This is a genomic window from Lederbergia wuyishanensis (assembly GCF_022900255.1).
In the GTDB taxonomy this organism is placed as follows: domain Bacteria; phylum Bacillota; class Bacilli; order Bacillales; family Bacillaceae_C; genus Lederbergia; species Lederbergia wuyishanensis.
The window spans coordinates 119,479-143,842 of sequence record NZ_JALIRM010000012.1; the positions used below are offsets into that span (position 1 = coordinate 119,479).

The window sequence follows — 24,364 nt, forward strand, 5'->3', positions numbered from 1 at the left end:
GAAAAAAATATATGGGAGGATTCATCATATCTTACGCAACCAAGATAGTAAAACAGGTGATGGACGACGTATTTTTTAGGAAAGGCTTTTCCAATACGTTAACTGGAGGCGTTTTTGAAGCAAGAGAGGCTATACTTGATAAATTTCTATTTTTAATCAATGAGGGTATTAAAAAAGAAGATGAACAGGAAATGAAACAGTATCTCATTGATGAATGTCATTATACGGAGCATGAAATACGAGCGGCAATGAAAGGGAAAGTTGCTCTACACGGCTATGCAGAATGTATTAAGCTATTTAAATAGAATATCATTACCAGCAGTTCTATACATTGTTGGTATATATTATAGACGAGAGTTAACCTATAGGGGTTTTTTGCCTTTGAATTCAATAAAATTGAATAAAAAACGAACCAATAATAATGAACCTAAGGAATTATCTAAGGGTTCTCTTTTTATTACTCTGTGATTACTGGTTGAAGTAGAACTCTTGTTTCCGGATTATAGAAGTAATAATGGACAATGCAAGAGAGTTTACTACATGAAATCTTTTGTGATAACCATTATTGATGATGTAGATATATTTGATAGTCGTTGGGTGATAGTGGATCAAGATAAGAAAGAAGTAGAAGCTAATTTAATTGAAGCGAAGGAATAGCAAAAACAAACTTGATTTTATTTTTCCTATCTCTTAAACCCTTTTGGTTTGATTTTTTTTTTTGCACTTTTTATTAGATAATATTAATATATAAAATGATCAAAATTTACTTTAGATTGATAAAAAGTTATTAAGCACGGTATAAGTGTAAAAGAGGCAGGGTTATTTTTGCTTTTTATTTTTGGGGGACAGGGGCTTGTACGGTGTCTCATAATGAGAGGATTTGAATTTGAATATGATAAATAATTTTTGGCGTGATTTACCACGACCTTTTTTTATACTGGCACCAATGGAAGAAGTGACGGATGTTGTTTTCCGCCATGTAGTGAGTGAAGCAGCCAGGCCAGATGTGTTTTTTACAGAGTTTACAAACTCGGAGAGTTATTGTCACCCTCAGGGGATTCAGAGTGTGCGTGGGCGTTTGACTTTTACAGAGGATGAACAACCGATTGTAGCGCATATATGGGGGGATAAGCCTGAATACTTTCGACAAATGAGTATTGGTATGGCTGAACTAGGCTTCCGGGGTATAGATATCAATATGGGTTGTCCTGTACCTAATGTGGCACAGCATGGGAAGGGAAGTGGCCTTATTTGTCGTCCAGAAGTTGCAGCAGATTTAATACAAGCATCAAAAGCAGGCGGATTGCCTGTGAGTGTAAAGACAAGGCTTGGTTACACGGATGTAGACGAATGGCACGACTGGCTATCACACATATTGAAACAAGAAATTGCTAATCTTTCGATACATTTGCGTACAAGGAAGGAAATGAGCAAAGTAGATGCTCATTGGGAGCTAATTCCAGAGATTAAGAAACTTCGTGATCAGGTAGCACCAGAAACACTTTTGACGATCAATGGGGATATTCCTGATCGTCAAACTGGCTTGAAGCTCGTAGAACAATATGGTGTTGATGGGGTTATGATTGGGCGTGGTATTTTTAAAAATCCATTTGCCTTTGAAAAAGAACCGAAAGATCATAACAGTGAGGAATTGCTTGATCTCTTAAGATTGCATATGGATCTCCATGATAAATATTCAAAATTAGAATTACGTCCGTTTAAGGCTCTTCATCGTTTTTTTAAGATATATGTCAAAGGATTTCGAGGGGCGAGTGAATTAAGAAATCAATTAATGAGCACTAAGTCGACAGATGAAGTGCGTGCGATGCTCGATAACTTTGGGAATGAATGTTGATGGGACTAGGGAACAGTGGAATGATGTGCCCCCCTGTCTAAATGAACTGCCCCCTTCCAAATGTTAGACACAAATCTAACATTTGGAAGGGGGCTTTACTTCTTTTTTAATGACACAAACTAATTTATTCAGCTGATTTCATTGTTGCTTTATTAAAGGAAAAACATTGACTTAAAAAGGATAAATTCTAAATATATATTGAATCCAATCCTTTTATTTTTTATGTTTATTGAAAAAGCCGTATCCGCTTTTGTCATATAATCTTTTAGAGTCAGGGCGAATGCCCAAGAACTTTTATCCGCTAATGCATAGTCTTTATTGACAAAGTAAATGAGGAGGATAAAAGTGCTTCCATATAATAATATAAATGTTAATGCCCACAACTTATCAGATGAAGGGTTTCGTCAAGGCTTTGGTTTAGGTGGTCCAGGTTCGGGGTTCGGCTTTGCTCCTGGTCTAGGTTTAGGAGGTCCAGGTTCGGGCTTCGGGCTTTACCCTGGTTTAGGCTTTGGTGGCCCAGGTTATGGATATGGCTACCCTTATCCATATCCATACCCGCACTACCCATATCCATACCACCACCATCATCATTACCCATATCATTATCATTACTAGAACGTTTTAGTATCTGAACTATTGTTATACTTCAAAGATAATAGAAAGCAGTAAAAGAAATAAACGATCACGGATCTGCTAAAAGAGGTGTCTCACGCTAAGGGAGACGCCTCTTAATTATAACCTAGTGAGTTACAAGAAGGTCGTATATCCAGTAGAAAAGAAATTGAGACAGTTTTAAATGTCTCTAAAATTCTTTCCTAGGAGAGAGGCCATATTTTGAAGTAAATGAGTAGTGATGGTAAAAGGGATGTAGAGTTATTTTTTTTTAAAAGATATTCATATCACTTTTCTTTCAAAATTACAAAAACGGAACATATACCCACATGCAAGAATATTTTGAAAGGATAATATAGAGGAGGTATGCTACAATGGAACGTACTGTGCAAGATCAAAGGGATATGAAGCATCATCATGAAAAATGTAAACATCATTTGTATCAATTTGTACAAGTAGAATTAAATGACGGATCTGTTTACCAAGGTATTCTACACAGTTATGATCATGATAAAATGTATATTATTATGCCTAAAATGCATCATCCTATGTCAATGGAATCAGATGAAAGCAGTAGTCGCTTATTTCCGTTCTTTGGACCTTTTGGATTATTTGGTTTCCCATTCTTTGGAATAAGAGTATTTGGACCATTTTTTCCATTTTTTATTTAAAATACGAATTAAAAAAGGCTTGCAGCTATTTGACCTGCAAGCCTTTTGTATTATTCCTTCGTGCATGTAAAAATACGATAATCCATAATACCTTCATATTTATACATAATATTAAAATGCTCCATCATGACCATAAAAAGCTGTGGATCAATGTTTTCTGAGTAATGAAATTCGGGAACTGCATTATTTTGAAGGAGAGAATATTGCGGTTTGTAAATTTGAATATTTTTAAATCCATTTTTTTCTAATAATAATACCCAATCCTCTTCAGTATAAAAGGAATCAAAACCATAAAATTGTTTTATTTCTTCCATTTCTTTATCAGGGAACGGTTGATTAAGTGTAAGTTCATTAGCGATAAACCTACCGCCATTCTTTAATAAACGATATATTTCATTAAGGGCATTAGTTGCATTGACAAACGCAAGGACGGATTCCGAAAAAATAAAATCAAATTCTTCATTTTCGAATGGCGCCTGTTCAATAGAGCCCTGAATAATTTCTGCAGATAACTTTTCCAACATTATTCTGTTTCGAGCTTTTTCAACCATAATGGGGTTAATGTCCATTCCCGTTACATTTGCTCCGTAATAATCAGCTAAATAGGCAGTTGTTTGGCCAGTTCCACATCCTACATCTAAAATACTTGATGTTCTGTTAATGTTTTCTGCAAGCAATATTTCTTTTGTAAGATCCATACCTCCAGGGTGAGCACTTGCAACACCAAATTTGGACAAGAATTCTAAATAAATAGACTGCTTGATTTGAACCACCTTCTTTATTTATCTTTTTTTGCATGATATGAAACTAATATAAAATGGGTTCCTGACACGTTTATTGGGAGTCGATCATTACTCTCCAATCCATATTCTCTAAACGTTATAGAATAAAAAGCACAGTATGTTACTTTAATTTCTTCAAAAAATAAGGAAGACAAAAGAGAATGTAAATCTTTAACATTAATTTGATATACTTAATCTAAGGTGAACTTAAACTATTGGGATATAGGTTTTTTGTAGAAGAAAATATGTTTATTTAGCGGAGGGATTAAATGAACTTCGAAAATCTCAAATATTACATACCGTCAAAGCCAAGTGGTCATTCAAGTGAAATATCAGCGGATTTAGTTGTCTATGGAGCAACGCCTGCGGGGATTACAGCTGCTATACAGGCAAAACACCTAGGATTAAATGTTATTATAGCCGAATTTAGTAATCATATAGGAGGGATGACTGCAAGCGGATTAGGTGCCACCGATTTTGGTGCCAAGGAAGCGGTTGGTGGTTTATCACGAGAATTTTATAAGCGGATTGGCCAATATTACGATAGAGAAGAACAATGGACATTTGAACCAAAAGTAGCAAAGTTAATTTTTACAAAATGGTTAGAGGAAAATGAAATTCCTGTTTTTATACAACAACATTTAAAAGAAGTTGAGATGGAAGATAAAAAGATTAAAAGAATCACGATGGAAAATGGGAATGTTTTTATTGGGCATATGTTTGTAGATGCGAGCTATGAAGGGGATTTAATGGCTAAAGCTGGGGTCAGCTATTTTGTTGGGCGTGAATCGAATGCTACATACAACGAGACATACAACGGTGTCCAATTTGGTCATCCTCATCATAAATTCGAAGCTCCTATTGATCCTTATGTTATAGAAGGGAAAAAAGAAAGCGGTTTATTACTTGGAATTTCTGAACCGGAATTGCAAGAAATTGAGCCTCAAGGTCAAGGAGATAAACGAATCCAGGCTTATAATTTTAGAATATGTTTAACACAAAATATAGAAAACCGTATTCCTTTTCCAAAGCCGCCAAATTATGATCCTAATCAGTACACGCTTTTACTAAGGTATATTCATGCAGGTGTGTGGGATGCGATGAACTTACATACAATGCTGCCCAATGGAAAAACAGATTTGAATAACTATGGTGGCATTTCAACCGATTATATTGGGATGAATTATGAATGGCCTGAAGGAAGTTACGAAACACGAGAAAGGATTTTCCAAGACCATTTTAATTATAATTTAGGCATGCTCTATTTTTTAGCGTATGATCCACAAGTACCAATACATATACGCAATGAAGTAGAGAAATGGGGATTGCCGAAAGACGAATTTATGGATACCGGACATTGGCCACCCCAGCTATATATACGTGAAAGTAGGCGGATGATTTCCGATTATGTCATGACCGATCATAATTGCTTAGGTCAATCAGTGGTCGATGATTCTATTGGTCTCGCTTCCTATCAAATGGATTCCCATCATTGTAGACGAGTTGTAATTGATGGCAAGTGTGTGAATGAAGGGGATGTTGAGATTCCAATCAATCCCTATCCTGTCTCCTATCGCTCGATAAGACCACGAGAGGAAGAGTGTGCAAATTTACTCGTTCCTGTTTGCTTATCATCGTCCCATATCGCATTCGGATCGATTAGAATGGAGCCTGCATTTATGATTTTAGGTCAATCTGCGGGAATAGCGGCAAGTATTGCATTTAAAAATAACACGACAATACAAGATGTCCAGTATATCAATTTAAGAAATGAATTAATTAAAGTAAATCAAGTTCTAGAATGGGATTCAACGATAGAAGATAATCCATTCGAAAGAATGAAGGAGACGTTTGGAAAAGATAGTAAGAAAGAACAATAATCTGGTCTTAACTGCAATTAATTTTAAAAATTTTTATAAATTTTATTTAGTTTTTCGTTAAACAAGTCCATATGAACAATACGGGCTTCACGAATATATTCCTTGCCTTCTACAAATAAAAGCAGAACAGGAACAGTGAAAATCGAAAATCTTCCAGCGACCTCTTTCACTTCATCTGCATTGATGTGGCCAAGCTTAATATCTGGATATTGTTCCATCAATTTTAGAACTTGTGGTTTTAATCCATGACACACACTGCAATTAGGACGGGAAATATATAAGAAGGTTAATTGATTTTCTAGAATAAATGCTTCTATTTCTTCCATAGAATGAAGCTTTATAAATTCTCGCATTTTCTGATCCTCACTTTCTAAAACAAATGATAGCATATCGAACGTATGTATACACATCACACTCTTTTTAATATTTGATTCGATATATTTTCATTACAAGGATAAAAGCTATCTAGAACGTATATGTTTACCTAAATAACAGCTAATTATAATCTGCAATACTTTACAGTGATTGTTTTATTCAACAGTTAATAAAAATAAGGTTTGATGATAGTTTTATATAAAAATAAAATCGAAAGAGGGATTCGATGAACGGAGCAAGAAATCAAGTAAATGTTGGAAATCTAGATCGTAATATGCAACCCCTGCTAGTTAAAGATGATGGAATGAACTGGCTTGATCCTAAACAGTCTCCTTTTTGTATTAATGGATTTGCTTGGATTAACGAAGAGAAGATCTATCGTAGATTGCCTTTAAAACCACAGTACGATATTACTGAACCAGTTGACATTTTAGCTGATTCTACTGCAGGTGGACAGATTCGCTTTCGAACAAATACGAGGAAATTAGCAATCAAAGTGACACTAAAAGGAAAAGCAAATATGTTCCACATGCCTGCCACAGGCCAATGTGGGTTTGATTGTTATATTGGTGAACCAGGAGAGCAGGTTTTTTGTAGTGTATCGAGGTATGAACATACCGAAGATCATTATGAGGTCGTATTATTTGAGAGAGCGAATCAAAGTATGCTTTCAATCACTTTACATTTTCCGCTTTATCAAGGGGTAGATGAAGTCATTATAGGTATCGATGCAGAGGCGAGTGTTTTAGCACCACCCAATTATAAGGATGAGAAAAAGCTTATCTTTTATGGAACTTCAATCCTTCAAGGGGGCTGCGCTTCACGTCCTGGCATGGCATATACAAACATTATGAGTAGAAGAATCAATAGGGAGTTTATTAATCTAGGATTTTCGGGAAATGGTAAGGGCGAGGCAAATATGGCTCGTATCATACGTGAAATTGATAATCCTGGTTGTCTCGTTTTAGATTATGAGCCTAACTGTGTCAGTACTGAGTTATATAAAGAAACGCTTCCTCGCTTTATTCAGATTTACCGTGAAAAACATCCAGAAATCCCAATATTGGTCGTTTCTAAATTTCCGTATGCACAAGAAATAATTGATCCACAACTTTATCGTGAACGACTCGAGCGATTAGAATTTCAAAATCTTCTAATACTACGTTTACAGCAAGAAGGAGATACAAATATTTATTTTTACGATGGGACAGATTTACTCGGGGAGCAGTGGCAAGAAAAAACAGTCGACGGTACCCATCCTACTGACTTAGGCTTCTTAAGCATGGCTAATAACTTATCACCCGTTGTAGAAAAAATAATGATTTAATTCTGAGAAAGCAGCAGAGCTTAATTTAGTAAGCCTTGCAGCTTTCTTTTTTGAAGATTTTTTATTCCTTATACATCAGAAAAATTGAAAATGCCTATGCTATAATCAACAAATAAGGTACTAGACAGAAACAACTAAGTAATACTGTAGGGAGGATTTTGCTATGGAAATGAATGGCTTTCTAGGAGGCTTATATAAATTAGGGGAATGGATTATTCGTCTCGTCTATGTAAATATCCTTTGGATTTTATTTATTTTGGTTGGTGGAATAGCCCTAGGAATTATGCCCTCTACAGCAGCCTTGTTTGCGATCATGCGCAAATGGATGATAGGTGACGAAAATCTCCCCGTCTTCAAGACATACTGGCATTCATATAAAAAAGAATTTACTCAATCGAATATTATTGGTCTTATATTGGGTATTCTGTTACTCATCTTTTACATTGATTATCGAGTTATATTAATTTCTCAAGGAGCATCCTTTCAAATACTAGCACTTTTCCTTATTATCATTTTATTTTTATTTACTTTAATGTGCCTATATATATTTCCTGTTTTTGTAAGTTATGAGTTGAAGCTAGTTCAATATTTTAAATATAGCTTTTTATTTGCTTTTGCAAGTCCACTTTCAACAGTATTTATGATTATCGGCCTTTTCTTTTCATGTATTTTAGCGATTATTGTGCCAGGGTTAATTGTATTCCTAGGAGTCAGTGCACCTGCGTTTATTATAATGGCATCCGCAAACCGCGCTTTTGAAAAAGTAAAACACAAAGTACAACAGCATCCTGCTCATCAGGATACAACTAATTTGTAAAAAAATTTCTATTGTGAGGTCGTCATTTTATAAAAAAGATGACCTTATTTTTGTTTGCGCTTACACTTTTTATTGAGTTTTCGCAAATTATTTTACAAAAAAATAATGAATCAAGAAACTGCTGATGTTATTGATTTCCACCTATTTATCATTTTCCACCCTTGTCCTAAACGTTGATACGAAAAGGTTTTTAATGTTTTATAGATATCTTTCCATATCTAATACAGAGTGAGTGAAAACCATTTGTTTACAAATTGCAACTGATAATTTTATAGTTGAGTTGCCTGCCAAAGGTGGTGACTACTATAAATATGATCAATGTTATGTGATCTTATTTTAAAAAATTTCGCCTAAAACAGGCAAAAAGAAAAGTTGTAAAAATACAAAAGGGAGGAAATTAAATGCTAGGTCGATTATCGAAATTGTTATTTGTTTTACTTCTTGTCTTTGGCATTTTTGCAGGTTGTAGTAATTCCGGAGAAAAAACAGGCGGTGGAACTGATAATCAAAATGAAAGCGGAAACAATTCCGGAAATAGTAATGGTTCTGAAGAACAAGTAAATGAAAGCACAGAAGACTATGGTGATACTGGAGGTATCAAATTACCTATAGTTGATAAACCTGTAGAAATTACTTGGATGCTTGTAAGTGATGTAAGCAACTTAAAGGATAAAGCCGTCATTAAAGAAATTGAAAAGAGAACGGGAATTAAGCTGAATATACAAGCGTATTCATCTGGAACTTATAGCGAAAAATTAAATACAGTTGTTGCATCAGGGCAACTTCCAGACATTTGGCATGGTTTACCTGTTGCAAAGGTAAATGAGCTTGGCCAAAAAGGTGCAGTCGTTGCCATTAATGAGTATTTAGATGAACTTCCTAACTATAAGAAATTGTACGCTGAAGAAAATGACTGGGTAATGAAATCCTTCTCTGATGATAAAGGCAATATGTATACATGGCCAATATATGGTGTAAACCGCGATGTTAATCACGGATTCTTATATCGTAAAGATATTTTTGAAAAAATTGGTATAGAGATATGGAACAATACAGACGAATTCTATGAGGCGTTGAAAAAACTAAAGGCAGAATATCCGGATTCCGCCCCTTATGCGTCTAAAACAGCCGAATTTATTTATAGAGACTGGGGATTCGGTTGGGGGATTACGGGAGCCCAATATCCAGCTTACTATGATGAATCTGATAAGACGTGGAAATTCCAATTTACAGATCCAAAACATAAAGAGATGTTGGACTTTATGAAAAAATTATATAATGAGGGATTACTAGATAAGGAGTTTATTACAGATACGGAAGCTTCTTGGACAACAAAAATGACTACTGGAAAATCATTCGTAACCTTTGACTGGATTGGAAGACTTGACATGTTCTACGAACAAGTAAAAGCTGAGAATCCAGAGTATGATCTACGTTACGGTAACCCGGTAGGACCAGAAAATTCAATCCGCAGCTTAGACAAAATTGCTAATTGGGGACACACTGTTACGAAGAATGATAAGAGTGAAATCGCTTTAAAACTACTTGATTACTTATCTAGCCCGTCTGGTGCAGAGTTAATCATGGTTGGTGTTAAGGACGAAATCTACAAAGAGGACGGAGATGGAAAAGTTACGTATCCAGACTTAAATCTTGACGTCGTTGGTATAAAAGATTTGGAAAACCAATATGGTATGTGGGTAGAAGGAATGTACCTACGTGCAGATGATCGCAGTGTGTATTTTAATTACACTGAAAAAGAACAAGAGGCTCAGGACTTGATGCAGGGTAAAATGCAGCCACTTGATCCTATCTTGAAGTTTAATGACAAAGAAAATGATACTATAGCAAAATTACAACCGAACTTATTAACGGCGGGAATTGAATTCAGCACAAAATACGTGATGACCAAATCTTATGGTGATAAGGAATGGGATGCTTGGCTTGAAGAAGCAAAACGTTTAAAGGTGGACGATTTTATCCAAGTCTACAACGATGCACAGAAGCGTTTTGACAGTGAATAATGCAGTAAAACGTCAGTAGAGATTGCCCCCTGGATAAGGGTTGGAAAAGCGTAACAGTCCTTTATTCCTCACGATTAGGCGGAACACTTTTAAATAAAGAGTTCCGTCTGCACAAAGGGGCAAACTTTATGCTTAATTGGGAGGGACCAGTTTGCCAAAAACATATTCAGAGACTCATAACACTCAACTTAAACAACCAGAGCCATCACGTTGGGTCTCTATATTTAGACATATCAAACGAGATCGACAATTGTTGCTGTTATTTATCCCATGTATTGTCTTTTTTGCACTTTTTCGATATGGCCCAATGTATGGATTAATTATCGCCTTCAAGAATTATGATGTTTGGTCAGGGATTACGGGAAGTGAATGGGTAGGATTAGAGCACTTTCGCACTTTTTTCTCAAGTCCTGATTTCTTTAAACTTTTTAAAAATACAATTCTATTAGGCTTTTATACGTTACTAATTGGATTCCCGTTTCCGATTATTTTTGCCATTCTCTTGAATGAAGTTCGCATACTTTGGTTCAAAAAGTCGATCCAAACAGTCAGCTTTTTACCTTCATTTTTGTCTATCGTTATTGTCAGCAGTATGCTGATTGACTTTCTATCTCCTAGTAGCGGGATTATTAATGATATTATCGCTGCACTCGGATTTGAGAAAATTTACTTTCTAGTTGAACCAAGCTGGTTCCGTACGGTTTATATCGGATCTGATATTTGGCAGTTAATGGGATATGAATCCATTCTTTATTTAGCAGCAATCGCTGGAATAAGCCCAGACCTTTATGAAGCAGCTAAGGTAGATGGTGCGACAAGATGGGACCGAATCCGCTATATTACCTTGCCAGGATTAATGCCGACCATATTAATTTTATTCATTATAAAGGCAGGAAATATGTTCAGAATTGGATTTGAAAAAATCTTATTAATCTACAACCCAATGACATATGAGGTTGCTGATGTATTTTCTACTTATGTATATCGGCAAGGATTACTTCAAGCGAATTATAGCTATGCAGCTGCAGTTGGTTTGTTTGAAGGGATTATCGCATTGGTCATGCTATTAATTGCCAATTTGTTAAGTAGAAGGCTTGGAGGTAAAAGTTTATGGTAGGAGAAAAGCGTTTTACAATTTTTACCGTTATAAATACGATCATCCTAAGCGCTATTGGAATAGCAATTTTATATCCTATCTTTTATATTGTCGCCGTATCTTTTAGTGAGACGAGTCAGGTCGTGCAAGGGAATGTATGGTTGTTGCCAAAAGGATTTAACTTAGACGCTTATAAAGAAATATTAAGTCAAAATAAAATCCCTAAAGCCTATTTAAATACGATTATTTATACAGGACTCGGAACGACGATAAATTTATTAATGACAGCTATTGCCGCCTATCCTTTATCAAGGGTTAATTTTTTTGGAAGAAAATTTTTTATGCTCGCTATCGTTTTAACGATGTTCTTTAATGGAGGAATGATTCCGACTTATGTTCTTGTTCAAAGTCTAGGCATGATTGATACGATTTGGGCAATCGTCATTCCAAATACTATTTGGACCATTGAATTGCTTATTTTGAAGAGCTTCTTTGAGAGTATGCCTGAATCACTTCGTGAGTCTGCCATCATTGATGGGGCATCGGAGTTTAGAATTCTGTTCAGCATCATGATTCCACTCTCCAAACCAGCTCTAGCATCAATCGGACTATTCTATTTTATGGGACATTGGAATAGTTATTTCCTACCTATGATTTACTTGAATGATTCAGCAAAATATCCACTACAAGTCATTTTGCGGGATATGCTGATTTTCGCAAATAACGAAAATGAAAGTCTAATTGACAAAGCTGCTTTGGCACCTGAAGCATTAAAAAATGCGACCATTTTCATAAGTATGATTCCTGTTTTAATTATCTATCCATTTGCCCAAAAGTACTTTGCAAAAGGGGTAATGTTAGGTTCTGAGAAGGGATAATAAAGGGGCATATCGAATGTAGTAAGTATTATTACATTCGATATGACGGGGTGTTACAAATGGAAAAGTTCATCACTGTGAGAGGTTTCATGCGTATATTTTCCGTCTTACTCATAATTGTATTAATCATGTTTTCGATCAATTACTATCTTATGAAAACCTCTACACAAAGACTTTACGAGCAAATGAAGGAAAATAATCGCCTGATTGTCAGTGGGATCATTGAATCGATCGATGATACGTTTAGAGAAATAAATAACTTAATTTACTCGATTGATACTCTACCATATGACCCGAAAGATAAAGATGAAGGAAGTTATATTCATTATCTGCTATATAAAGACATGCATAAACTTATAACAATCTCATCCTCTCACGATTATATTGAGGACGTTGTTGTGTTCTTTGATGATTCCGATCTTGCGATAACATCACAAGGAACGATTGATTTAAATGAATTCTTCAATGAGCAATATAAAAACAAGCAACATAATGCTATGTTCTGGAAATCTTTTTTTAATGATGAAAAAACGTTGGAAATATTCCCTGCAAAGACGTACTTGAAAAAAACAAGCGGAAAAAACTATAGACCAAAAAATTTGATAACGATTGCAGGGAACACTCAATTCTCTTCCAAAAATATTCTTGTTTATTTAAACGTGGATACTTTATTGGAAAGTATAAATCAGAGAACAATGATGGATGAGACATCTTTTTTAATATTAGACCAAAACAATAATATTGTTTTATCCACAAAGGATAAGATTAGCTTAGGTGAGGTGGTTCGAGGTTTATATTTGGGCGCGGGAGAAGAGACGGTAGTAAAGAATCAAAAGTATGAATATGTCGTTTATAAATCGGATTATAACGGATTTACATACATTAATCGAATCCCAATTAAGTATACAGCCGTTGCATCTATTACAAACGACCAACAAACAATTATGCTCATTAGCGGCTTCGTAACTCTATTATTATTGCTCGGCGCTAGTCTATATTTGTTTCGCCCAATTAAAAAAGCCAGTCTCATCATTGGTGGAGAACCAAACTGGAGAAGCATATTCCATTCGATTATCCAATTAAAACAAGATTTTCAAGAATCGAAGAACATAGAAAAAAGAATGCAAACAGAATTAAGTAAGTATAAGTTTATCCAAGCCATTACGCAGAGTCGAGACAATGTAGAAATGTATTCGCAATTAAATGACTATGTTTCAGATTTATTCACTTATCGCCACTTCCTGCTTATACAATTGACATTTGAGAGTAAACAAAGCAGTGAAATGATAGCAGAGCTGCAGATTGAGGAATGTAAAAAAATTATTGAAAGTGGTTTAAAAGAAGATCTACATTTAGTAACTTATTTCCATCATATAGACAAGGAATTTTTGGTGTTAGTTGGCATCAATCGTTCATCTGAAAGAAAAAATGTGATTCAAACAATTGAACAATTTATTAAACATGCTCAAAAATCAATGAATTCCACCATTAATGCCGTTATTAGTAAGGTATATGATTCAAAGCTTGAAAATTTGGCATTAGCGTACCAGGATATTATTCATTCAACCATATACCGAAATATTGGTGTTGAGGGCTCTGTTCATGACACCCAAACAATACAACCTAAGGCACATGTTTATTTTCCAATTGAAAATGTGGAAAAACTACCCAATTTAATAGTTGGCAAAAATGAAAAGGATTCCATTCAAATTATTGAGGACATTATAGAGCAAAATATCGATTTGAATATTCAACGTCATCAATTTGTTGCGATCTTGCAAAGTTTACTTCTATACATGAAAAGACATCTTCAATTAAATGAGGAAGAACAACAAAATTTGCACATGCTCGAACTAGAATTTGACAGTAGTATAAGGAACTACAAAAATCTTGAAGATTTGAAAAGTACCTTTATGCAAGTAGTGAAATATATTTTACAAAAAGGAAGCCATGCGAAAGCCCAAGACAATAAATTAAATCCAGCCTTCATTGCTCAATATATAGAACTGCATTACATGGATAATTTATATCTTGAACATATGGCTTCGGTTACAGATACATCACCAAAGTATTTCTCCAAGTATTTTAAAAATGCTTTTGGTATTAATTTTATCGAGTATTTACATCGTGTTAGGATCAATCATGCGAAAGAATATTTAAAAAATGAATATATGACAATTGCGGAAATTGGTGAAAAAGTTGGTTATTTGAATGCGACTACCTTTGCAAGTACTTTTAAAAAATATACAGGTCTTTCCCCGTCAAATTATCGGGAGAAAATAATAAACACAGGGTGATATGAGTTTTATAGTTTAAATGAACAGGAGGGACAACATGAAAACAATCGCGGAATTAGAAGATTTCATGTCAAAACCGTCAACAGAACTCATTGAGGAGTTTGCCAAATTGGACGGAGATATAATGATTTTAGGTGTTGGCGGCAAAATGGGACCTACTCTTGCAAAGCTTGCAAAAAGAGCAATCAACGCAGCTGGTGTGGAAAAAAAGGTCATTGGGGTATCTAGATTTTCTTCTGGAACTTTGAAACAAGTACTCGAAGATTATGGAATTGAGACGATTGCATTGGATTTATTAGAGGAAGGGGCAATGGAGTCACTTCCAACAGTAAAAAATATTATTTATATGGCCGGTAATAAATTTGGAACTTATGGAAACGAGCATTTTACATGGGCAATGAATGTGTATTTACCTGGAAAAGTTGCGGAACGCTTTAAAGACTCACGTATTGTTGTTTTTTCATCAGGTAACGTGTATCCGCTCACGAAAGTGGGAAGTACGAATTGTTCAGAAGAAACACCTGCTGGACCAATTGGAGAGTATGCCCAATCTTGTCTAGGACGGGAGCGAGTGTTCACCTATTTCTCTCATAAAAATCAAACACCTATCCTAATATATAGATTAAATTATGCCATCGATCTTAGGTACGGTGTATTACTTGAAATAGCCAAACAAGTATATGAAGGAAGTCGGATTGACCTTACGACGGGTAGTGTCAATGTTATATGGCAAGGTGATGCAAATGAGTATGCATTGCGTTCATTATTTCATTGCGAAGCGCCGCCCAAAATACTAAATATTACAGGGCCAGAAACGATTTCTGTACGCTGGTTAGCAGAAGAATTTGGAAAACACTTTAATAAAACTGCCCATTTTATAAATGAAGAACAACCAACTGCTCTATTAAATAATGCTTCGAAAGCTCACAAATTATTTGGGTATCCAAAGGTGACTCTAAATGAAATGATTGAATTAGTAGCAAACTGGGTTAAGGCAGACGGCGTAACATTAAATAAGCCAACTCATTTCCAAGAGCGGGAAGGAGTGTTTTAAATGCTTAGCCATGAGGTGAAAAAAGCATTGCATGATGGTACCGTCATCCCCGCACATCCACTCGCTTTAACAGAAAATAGAAAACTAGATGAAGAGAGCCAAAGAGCACTCACTCGCTATTATATTGACGCGGGTGTCGGTGGGGTGGCAGTCGGCGTACATACAACGCAATTTGAAATTCGTGATCCTGAATTTAATTTATATGAACGAGTATTATCGTTAGCGATTGAAGAGATTGAAAAAGCTAATGTAGCAGACTCATTTATTAAAATAGCTGGAATCTGCGGACGAACCGAACAAGCATTAAGAGAAGCAACTTTCGCGAAAAAAGCCGGTTTTAAACTAGGTTTAGTAAGCCTTGGTGGCTTGAATGATCTAACAGAAGAACAATTACTTACTCATGTTAAAAAGGTTGCAGAAATTATTCCTGTATTTGGCTTTTACTTACAACCATCTGTGGGCGGAAGGATTTTAAGTTATGAGTTTTGGAAATCGTTTGCTGACATTCCAAATGTTCACGCTGTAAAAATAGCCCCGTTTAATCGTTATCAAACATTTGATGTCGTACGAGCCGTTTGCCATTCCAATAGAAATGAAGAAATCGCATTATACACTGGAAATGATGACAATATCGTAGCCGATCTTTTAACAACTTATCGAATAAACGTTGGGGATAAAAAGATAGAAAAGAAAATAGTCGGTGGATTATTAGGGCATTGGTCTGTTTGGACGAAAAGAGTTGTTGAGATATTTAATGAAATTAAAGCGTCTCGAGACAAAGAATTGATTCCATCAGAATTATTAACACTTGGGCAGGAAATGACTGATGCAAATGCAGCATTTTTTGACCCAAGTAACGATTTTAAAGGCAGTATCGCTGGAATAAATGAGGTTTTGGCTAGACAAGGATTATTGAAAGGAAATTGGTGCTTACTCGAAAAAGAGAAATTGAGCCCTGGCCAAAATGAAGAAATTCATCGTGTGTACGCTCAATACCCGCATCTTCACGACGATGAATTTGTTAAATGTCATATAGAAAAATGGTTTGAATAAATATTGAACTCAGGAGGAAAACCATTGAAATCAATCGTTGCAAGCAATAAAAAGGTGAAAATCATAGAGACGAAGATTCCTGAGATCAAAACTTCATATGTATTAATTAAGACATTGTATTCTGCTATTTCACCTGGTACGGAATTAGGAATGATTGAAAATAGTGCTGATAAGGAATATGCGATTGGATATAGCGCAGTCGGAACAGTAGTGGATTTTGCAGAGACGTGTGAGGGATTTCAAAAAGGAGACATCGTAGCGTGCTATGGTGCTCCTTATGTTCATCATGCTGAATATTTACTTGTTCCTAAGACGTTATGCGCCAAAGTGCCAGAAAACGTTAGTACTGAGGAAGCCTCCCTTTGTGGATTAGGTGCCATTGCAATTCACGCCCTTAGAATTGCTAATTTACAATTTGGAGAAACAGTTGTTGTTGTAGGCTTAGGAGTACTTGGCCAGCTGATTGCCAAAATAGCTGATGCAGCTGCTTATAATGTCATTGCGTATGACCTATCCGATGAACGATCTGAGATGCTAGAAAATATTGCATCATTTTCAACCATTGAAAATATGGAAAATGCTTTATATCAATCTACAAATAATCACGGGGCGGATGCAGTATTATTATGCGCAGGAGGGAAACGTTCAGTTTTAACTAAGCAATGCCTCGGATGGATTCGTAATAAAGGAAAAGTAGTCATTGTAGGAGATATCGAACCTGATTTTCCGAGGGATCTAATGTTTGGCAAAGAAGCTCAAATATTAATTTCACGTGCTGGTGGACCTGGTCGCTATGACAAAATTTACGAGCAACAAGCCATCGATTATCCTTATGGCTTTATACGTTGGACAGAAGGCAGAAATATCGGTGAGTATTTAAGATTAGTCAATGAAAAAAGAATTGATGTCCAACCGTTTATTAAAGAAAAAGTATTTTTTAGTGAAGCTACGGAAGTTTTTGAGAGTCTGTTAAATAAGAGATCGACCATTTTAACAAAGTTGATTGATTACTCAAATTAACATTTTGTACAAAAGATTTTTGCTACAGGCGCTCACTTTCCGGGGGCAATGCTGGAGCATCCTCGGCGCTCCATGCCTCAGTGGCCTCCCGTTCACTTTTTTTCCCGCAGGAGTGCTCGCGCCTTAGGCTACAATCTACTCTGTATAAATAAATGGGCAGATTTCAAAATCACCGAAAAAATGTCTATAGGAGGTTTCCATGCTAGTAGACTTAGTGATTGTTGGTGGAGGAATGGGGGGCTGTGCGGCGGCTCTTTCGGCTTGTGCGAATGGTCTTCGAGTTTTTATGACGGAAGAAACGGATTGGATTGGAGGGCAAGTCACTTCTCAAGGTGTCCCTCCAGATGAACATCCATGGATTGAAGATTTTGGATGTACAAAAAGATATCGGACTTACCGTAATAAAGTAAGAGATACATATATTAAGGTGTTTAATGTGAAAGAGGCTAATCCTTCTTTTAATCCTGGCAATGGACTTGTAAGTAACATTTGCCATGATCCACGAGTTTCATTGCATGTTTTATATGAAATGCTTATGCCTTATCTTTTGACAAATCAATTACAACTTTGTTTAAATACAAAAATTATCTCAGTTCAAAAAATAGATAAAACCATTCGGGAAATGACATTTGAAAATATGGTTACTAGGGAAAGAGTGGAAGTAAAAGCTCCATATTTTGTTGATGCAACAGAAACAGGGGATGTTCTGCCGTTAGCAGATATTAAATATGTAGTGGGAGCCGAGTCTAAAGCCGAAACCGGAGAACTTCATGCTTTAGAAGAGAGTAATCCAGAAGATATTCAAGCTTTCACATACGTGTTGGCAATGGAATATCGAGAAGGTGAAAATCATGTTATTCCAGAACCCGAAATGTACGAGTTTTGGCGAGAATATCATCCTGATATTTGGCCAGATAAATATTTAAGTTTTTTTGCCCCGCATCCAATAACGAAAGAAAAAAGAGAATATACATTATTTCGTGAAGAAACAGGGTTCCCACTTTGGGAATATCGTCGAATTTTTGATAAAAACAAGTTTGATTTGCAATACAAAGCTGGTGACATTACATTGATGAACTGGCCACAAAATGATTACTTTTTAGGAAATATTTATGATGTTTCAGAAGAAGACAGGGAGAAACATTTGTATCAGGCAAAACAGCTTAGCCTTTCGCTTTTTTATTGGCTGCAAACAGAAGCACCTCGACCAGATGGGGGAAAAGGCTACCCAGGATTGAAACTCAGAAATGATATTTTTGTCACAAAGGATGGGCTCGCTAAATCGGCATATATTCGTGAAGCTAGACGAATTAAAGCCGAGTATACAATTGTGGAACAAGACGTATCTCCAGATTTTAATAAAGGCAGAACCGGAAAAAAATATCATGATCGAGTGGGAATCGGTTCCTACAGTATTGATTTACATCCAAGTATGGCTGGAAGAAATTATCTTGATATTAAAGCATTGCCGTATCATATTCCGTTAGGTGCATTACTACCAAAAGACGTGGACAACGTATTAGCCGGGTGTAAAAATATCGGAACTACACATATTACAAACGGCTGCTATCGCCTGCATCCTGCGGAGTGGAATATAGGAGAAGCCTGCGGTGCATTAGTTGCTTTTTGTATAAAACACAATATCAATCCAAAAACAGTACGAGAAGATGAGAAGCTTTTGACTGCATTTCAAGAAGAATTAAGAAAAGATGGATTTGAATTGGAATGGCCGGAGGAATTCTATTAGAGACTTTTGCCTAAATTACATCACCGGATTCCAATGAACTTGATGAATGCAGCAGTTGCTTATTTACATGTAATCATAGTTTCGCACCATTTATTTCAACTTTATCCAAAATTTTATATAGAAAAAAGGCTTGCAAATAACAATTTGCAGGCCTTTTCGGTGTACATTAAGTAAATATAAAATCTACTACATCCTTCTAATAATAGATAATCTCGTTACTATTTAAACTATTATCTTACCTCATCTTCACAAACACCGATTGCTATATTGAAATAATATCTATTTTACGACGGTTTTATTAACATTCTGTGAATGAACTTCATGAACAGTTTGTGACTTTTATCACATTTAAGTGTTTTTATTATTTGATGATAATAAAATAGGAAATATAGTATGGTATTTTTACATTTTAGATTTCATCTTCAAAGAAAGAGGGGACATGAATGAAAATGAAATGGGCTTTTTTAAGTTTGATTGCCATATGTCTGTTAGCTTTAACTGGCTGTGAACCATTAATGGTATTAGATCCGAAAGGACCTCAAGCAGAAACACAAGCCAATGTGATTTGGATTTCGATAGCGACAATGGCTTTTATTGTAATAGTAGTCTTTGCCCTTTTGATTTTTGTGGTTACCAAATATCGAGCATCTAAACAAAGTGATGATTACGAGCCACCACACATTGAAGGACATCCGGTCGTTGAATCGATTATTGTTGGTATTCCCGTCGTAATCATTATATTTCTATCGATTGTCACTGTTAAATCAACCTATGAAGTGGAAGCAACACCAAAAGGATATGAAGACCAAAAGCCATTGACGATTTATGCCTCTTCTTCTGATTGGAAATGGCACTTTAGTTATCCAGAAGAAAATATCGAAACAGTAAATTATTTATATATCCCAACTGATCGTCCGTTAGAATTCAAACTTTATTCATATGGACCGATTACGAGCTTTTGGATTCCACAGCTTGGCGGTCAAAAATACGCTATGTCAGATATGGTGACGACATTGCACTTAGCAGCAAGCGTACCTGGTGAATTTATGGGAAGAAATGCGAACTTTAGTGGGAAGGGATTCGCAGAAAATACGTTTCAAGTGAAAGCTATGCCTCAAAAAGAATTTGATGAATGGGTTGAAGAGGTAAAAGCGACTGCCGAACCACTAACAGAAGAAAAATTTAAAGAGTTATTAGAACCAGGTCATCTTGGACAGTTAACGTTTAGTGGCACACATTTGACCTTTTTACCTGCTCCAGAAGGTGAATATGGCGGTCATCATCATGGATCAAATGATTCACATGAAGGTTCAAAACACGATCATGATGAACAAGCACTGAATAAACAAGATTCCCATGAAAAAACAAAAGAACATCATCATTAATAGATGTCGAGTTAGTTAACAAATCGTTTTGCATGAAAGGAGTCAAAAAGTATGAATTTCTTTGATCGATTTGCTATTCCGCATCCAAGTCCGGCGATTTATGCTTCGATGGTTGCCATCGGTCTTACAGTTATTGCTATCATCGTCGGCCTAACATATTTTAAAAAATGGGGTTACTTATGGCGCGAATGGTTAACAACTGTTGACCATAAACGAATTGGTATTATGTATTTAATATCAGCTCTATTAATGTTATTTCGTGGTGGCGTAGATGCACTTATGATGCGGGCACAAACAGCGGTTCCTGAAAATGCGCTTTTAGATGCCCAACATTATAATGAAGTATTTACTACCCACGGTGTCGTTATGATCATTTTTATGGCTATGCCATTTATCTATGCTTTAATGAATTTCGTTGTTCCATTGCAAATTGGTGCGCGTGATGTGGCATTCCCACGTTTAAATGCATTAAGTTTTTGGCTATTTTTCATGGGAGCCATGTTGTTCAATATTTCTTTCGTCATTGGTGGTTCACCTGATGCTGGCTGGACTTCCTATTTCCCGCTTGCGGGTAATGACTTCAGTCAATCGGTTGGGACAAATTATTATATGCTTTCGATCCAGATTGCTGGTATTGGGACATTAATATCGGGAATTAATTTTATAACAACGATATTAAAAATGAGAGCCCCAGGTATGACATTGATGAAAATGCCAATGTTTACGTGGACTGCTTTCATTACGAATGCCATTGTTGTTTTTGCTTTTCCAGTTTTAACGATCGCACTTTTACTTGGAACAATGGATCGACTTTTTGGTACAAACTTTTTTACAACAACCAATGGTGGTATGGACATGCTTTGGGCGAACCTGTTCTGGGTTTGGGGACATCCTGAGGTTTACATCTTGATTCTTCCAGCATTTGGTATATACAGTGAGGTTATTTCTACTTTCTCACGACGTAATCTCTATGGATATAAATCAATGGTCGCTTCCATTGTTATTATCTCGTTTTTCTCATTCCTAGTTTGGACACACCATTTCTTTACAATGGGGCAAGGACCATTAACAAATAGTATTTTCTCGATTACTACAATGGCCATAGCCATTCCGACGGGAATAAAGATTTTTAACTGGCTGTTGACAATGTGGAAAGGAAAAATTAAATTTACAGTTCCGATGCTGTATGCGGTTGGATTTATTCCGATTTTTACAATTGGTGGGGTAACTGGGGTTATGCTTGGTATGGCAAGCGCCGATTATCAATATCATAATACGATGTTTTTAGTCGCGCACTTCCACTATACAATTATTCCTGGGGTCGTATTTGCGATGCTTGCCGGTCTTACGTATTGGTGGCCAAAAATGTTCGGCTTCATGCTAAACGAAAGAATTGGAAAATGGGCATTTTGGTTTATTGCTATAAGCTTTAATGTCACCTTCTTCCCAATGTTCTTCACTGGTTTAGACGGTCAGGCGCGCAGGATGTACACATACTCTGAAGCAACTGGATTTGGTCCATTGAACTTGCTTTCATTTGTCGGTGCGGTAGGACTTGCCATTGGATTTGCATTAATTGTATATAACGTTTATTACAGTACTCGTTATGCTTCAAGAAATATAAGTTCAGATCCATGGGATGCTCGCTCACTGGAATGGGCAACACATAGTCCAGTTCCATCCTATAACTTCGCCGTCACACCAAAAGTTAACTCAATTGAAGCATTCTGGGATGCTAAGAAAAAGAATATTCCTTTATTCCAAGGAAAAATAGATAAGATTCACATGCCGAATAATACTGGTGTTCCTTTTATTATGAGTTGTATTTTCTTTGCCTGGGGATTTTCATTCGTATTTAGCTTGTGGATTCCAGCGATTATTACAACCATCGGTATATTTGTTTGTATGGCGCATCGTTCGTTTGAAAAGGATGACGGATATTATATTTCTGTTAAAGATGTTGAAGATACAGAAAAAAAGCTGCGAGGTGTTAGCTAATGAAAATCGATCACTCGCTTCCACTTGAATATAGTACAGATCAAAATAAATTAAATATTTTAGGGTTCTGGATTTTCCTTGGAGCCGAAATTATGCTATTTGCCACGCTATTCGCGACTTATTTTACGTTAGTGGATCGCACAGGAAGCGGACCTGCAGGTGCAGACATTTTCGAAATTACTCCAGTGCTGATTGAAACGCTTGTCCTCTTAACAAGTAGCTTTACAATTGGACTTGGTGTTCATGCGATGAGATTAGGTAGAAAGAATGCGATGATCACATTCTTTGCGATTACACTCCTTCTTGGACTTACCTTTTTAGGGGTAGAGATTTATGAGTTTACGCATTATGTGCATATTGGAGCAGGCCTTCAAACGAGTGCTTTTACCGCGATTTTATTAACAACATTAGGAACACATGGAGCACACGTGACTCTCGGTTTGTTTTGGGGATTATTTATCATTTTACAAGTGAAAAAACGTGGACTTACTCCGGAAACAGCTAATAAATCATTCATCTTTTCACTTTACTGGCATTTCTTAGATGTTGTTTGGATCTTTATTTTCAGCTTCGTCTATTTGAAAGGAATGATGTAATATGAGCGAATTATTTCCGAGGAAGCAAGTAATGGGGTTTGCCTTTTCTTTAGTCCTTACTGCTGTTGCCTTAGCGGTGTATTTCTTTGATCTTTCATTTACAGTAGCGATGACCATTCTTTTAATCACTGCATTTGTGCAGGCAGCCGTTCAATTAGTTGTATTTATGCATGCAGGTGAAACAGGAGATAAGGGATCGATTTATACGAATCTTTTTTATGCATTTGCGATCGCCCTTGTTACTGTATTCGGTACATTACTCATTTTGATATGGGATATGTAAATTCTGCAGGGAGCGCCTTTTATGGCGCTCCCTTTCATTTACCTAGTCCCTGCCTTGGTAGGAATAATCCTAACTCCTTTATCCGTTTTTTCCTGTAATTCTTCTGTTGCTACGAAAAAAACGCCCATTAAAAAGATAAAAATTGCTCCCATCACTGTACCAATTCCAATACTTGTTATGGCACTGCTATCGCTTACAAAAAATCCGTATAAGAAAATAATAATTCCAGTTGTAAGTACTGTAAATCCAACATATTTTACAGCATTTAGTAATTTTTTACGATCATTCATTTTATTGCCCCCTTGTTATTTATTATTCAATTTGTTCACAAAGTTGTCAATTGTTTTCTGTGACTAGTTTTTAATTTGCAATATTCTTGATAGTAAATAGCACCTTCCACACAATATTTGCTAATATTTATATATTATTGTTCTTCTACTTACTTTCTTAGTAGAATAGTTCCCTTTTTATTTGATAGATAACGCAAATTATTTCTATAATAGCTTTTATAAGAAGAAAGGTTTAGTATGTACAAGAATTTCTGAAAGAGTAAAGACGTATCCATTGAACCTTATAATGAAAAGACAAAGGAGTACAAAATATTAGGGGAAAAA

22 protein-coding genes are annotated in these 24,364 nt (G+C 35.9%); 19 read left to right on the top strand and 3 right to left on the bottom strand.

The features are described 5' to 3' along the window. The first annotated feature begins 11 nt into the window (after positions 1-11). From MT489_RS16550 to MT489_RS16565, 4 genes are all read left to right on the top strand, one after another. Complete coding sequence (locus MT489_RS16550; RefSeq protein WP_244682674.1) at positions 12-305, top strand: hypothetical protein; 294 nt, start codon at positions 12-14, stop codon at positions 303-305. 587 nt (positions 306-892) lie between these two features. Then, positions 893-1,855, top strand: a complete 963-nt coding sequence (locus MT489_RS16555; RefSeq protein ID WP_244682764.1) for a tRNA dihydrouridine synthase — start codon at positions 893-895, stop codon at positions 1,853-1,855. Between the two features lie 345 nt (positions 1,856-2,200). Beyond that, positions 2,201-2,470, top strand: a complete 270-nt coding sequence (locus MT489_RS16560; RefSeq protein ID WP_244682675.1) for a hypothetical protein — start codon at positions 2,201-2,203, stop codon at positions 2,468-2,470. A gap of 371 nt (positions 2,471-2,841) precedes the next feature. Further along, positions 2,842-3,138, top strand: coding sequence for an LSm family protein (locus tag MT489_RS16565; RefSeq protein ID WP_244682676.1), 297 nt, complete (start codon positions 2,842-2,844; stop codon positions 3,136-3,138). Positions 3,139-3,188: 50 nt separating this feature from the next. Here MT489_RS16565 and MT489_RS16570 read toward each other — a convergent pair whose 3' ends face one another. Continuing rightward, positions 3,189-3,911: a class I SAM-dependent methyltransferase gene (locus tag MT489_RS16570; RefSeq protein ID WP_244682677.1), complete on the bottom strand. Its 723-nt coding sequence runs from the start codon at positions 3,909-3,911 to the stop codon at positions 3,189-3,191. Positions 3,912-4,189: 278 nt separating this feature from the next. Here MT489_RS16570 and MT489_RS16575 point away from each other — a divergent pair, with 278 nt between their 5' ends. After that, positions 4,190-5,800, top strand: a complete 1,611-nt coding sequence (locus tag MT489_RS16575) for an FAD-dependent oxidoreductase (protein ID WP_244682678.1) — start codon at positions 4,190-4,192, stop codon at positions 5,798-5,800. Positions 5,801-5,823: 23 nt separating this feature from the next. On the opposite strand, the gene MT489_RS16580 is transcribed toward MT489_RS16575, so the two are convergent. Then, positions 5,824-6,153: a thioredoxin family protein gene (locus tag MT489_RS16580; RefSeq protein ID WP_244682679.1), complete on the bottom strand. Its 330-nt coding sequence runs from the start codon at positions 6,151-6,153 to the stop codon at positions 5,824-5,826. Between the two features lie 248 nt (positions 6,154-6,401). Here MT489_RS16580 and MT489_RS16585 point away from each other — a divergent pair, with 248 nt between their 5' ends. From MT489_RS16585 to qoxD, 14 genes are all read left to right on the top strand, one after another. After that, a complete protein-coding gene (locus MT489_RS16585; RefSeq protein WP_244682680.1) occupies positions 6,402-7,502 on the top strand; it encodes an SGNH/GDSL hydrolase family protein in 1,101 nt (366 codons plus the stop codon). 163 nt (positions 7,503-7,665) lie between these two features. Then, entirely contained in the window at positions 7,666-8,319 is a 654-nt protein-coding gene (locus MT489_RS16590; RefSeq protein WP_244682681.1) for a YesL family protein, read from the top strand. A 401-nt stretch (positions 8,320-8,720) separates the two neighbouring features. Then, positions 8,721-10,343 (top strand): extracellular solute-binding protein, encoded by a 1,623-nt coding sequence (locus MT489_RS16595; protein WP_244682682.1) that lies wholly within the window; start codon positions 8,721-8,723, stop codon positions 10,341-10,343. 220 nt (positions 10,344-10,563) lie between these two features. Beyond that, positions 10,564-11,460 carry an ABC transporter permease gene (locus MT489_RS16600; RefSeq protein WP_244682765.1) on the top strand — a complete coding sequence of 299 codons (897 nt, stop codon included), beginning with the start codon at positions 10,564-10,566 and terminating at the stop codon, positions 11,458-11,460. Next, the gene (locus MT489_RS16605) at positions 11,454-12,317 is read left to right on the top strand and encodes a carbohydrate ABC transporter permease (protein WP_244682683.1); all 864 of its coding nucleotides are present in this window, start codon (positions 11,454-11,456) and stop codon (positions 12,315-12,317) included. Before MT489_RS16600 ends, MT489_RS16605 begins: the two co-directional genes overlap by 7 nt. Before the next feature lie 59 nt (positions 12,318-12,376). Further along, on the top strand, positions 12,377-14,614 hold the full coding sequence (locus MT489_RS16610; protein ID WP_244682684.1) for an AraC family transcriptional regulator: 2,238 nt from the start codon (positions 12,377-12,379) through the stop codon (positions 14,612-14,614). Between the two features lie 37 nt (positions 14,615-14,651). Continuing rightward, positions 14,652-15,668 (top strand): NAD-dependent epimerase/dehydratase family protein, encoded by a 1,017-nt coding sequence (locus MT489_RS16615; protein ID WP_244682685.1) that lies wholly within the window; start codon positions 14,652-14,654, stop codon positions 15,666-15,668. Further along, positions 15,669-16,721 (top strand): dihydrodipicolinate synthase family protein, encoded by a 1,053-nt coding sequence (locus MT489_RS16620; RefSeq protein ID WP_244682686.1) that lies wholly within the window; start codon positions 15,669-15,671, stop codon positions 16,719-16,721. A gap of 24 nt (positions 16,722-16,745) precedes the next feature. Beyond that, positions 16,746-17,741: a zinc-dependent alcohol dehydrogenase gene (locus MT489_RS16625; RefSeq protein ID WP_244682687.1), complete on the top strand. Its 996-nt coding sequence runs from the start codon at positions 16,746-16,748 to the stop codon at positions 17,739-17,741. 199 nt (positions 17,742-17,940) lie between these two features. After that, positions 17,941-19,488 carry an FAD-dependent oxidoreductase gene (locus MT489_RS16630; RefSeq protein ID WP_244682688.1) on the top strand — a complete coding sequence of 516 codons (1,548 nt, stop codon included), beginning with the start codon at positions 17,941-17,943 and terminating at the stop codon, positions 19,486-19,488. Between the two features lie 443 nt (positions 19,489-19,931). Further along, positions 19,932-20,873, top strand: a complete 942-nt coding sequence (qoxA, locus tag MT489_RS16635) for a cytochrome aa3 quinol oxidase subunit II (RefSeq protein ID WP_244682689.1) — start codon at positions 19,932-19,934, stop codon at positions 20,871-20,873. A 51-nt stretch (positions 20,874-20,924) separates the two neighbouring features. Continuing rightward, positions 20,925-22,871 (top strand): cytochrome aa3 quinol oxidase subunit I, encoded by a 1,947-nt coding sequence (gene qoxB, locus MT489_RS16640; protein WP_244682690.1) that lies wholly within the window; start codon positions 20,925-20,927, stop codon positions 22,869-22,871. Next, positions 22,871-23,467 carry a cytochrome aa3 quinol oxidase subunit III gene (gene qoxC / locus MT489_RS16645; RefSeq protein ID WP_244682691.1) on the top strand — a complete coding sequence of 199 codons (597 nt, stop codon included), beginning with the start codon at positions 22,871-22,873 and terminating at the stop codon, positions 23,465-23,467. Before qoxB ends, qoxC begins: the two co-directional genes overlap by 1 nt. Before the next feature lies 1 nt (position 23,468). Continuing rightward, positions 23,469-23,750, top strand: a complete 282-nt coding sequence (qoxD, locus tag MT489_RS16650; protein WP_244682692.1) for a cytochrome aa3 quinol oxidase subunit IV — start codon at positions 23,469-23,471, stop codon at positions 23,748-23,750. 38 nt (positions 23,751-23,788) lie between these two features. Here qoxD and MT489_RS16655 read toward each other — a convergent pair whose 3' ends face one another. Next, on the bottom strand, positions 23,789-24,040 hold the full coding sequence (locus MT489_RS16655; RefSeq protein WP_244682693.1) for a hypothetical protein: 252 nt from the start codon (positions 24,038-24,040) through the stop codon (positions 23,789-23,791). Positions 24,041-24,364 lie beyond the last annotated feature (324 nt).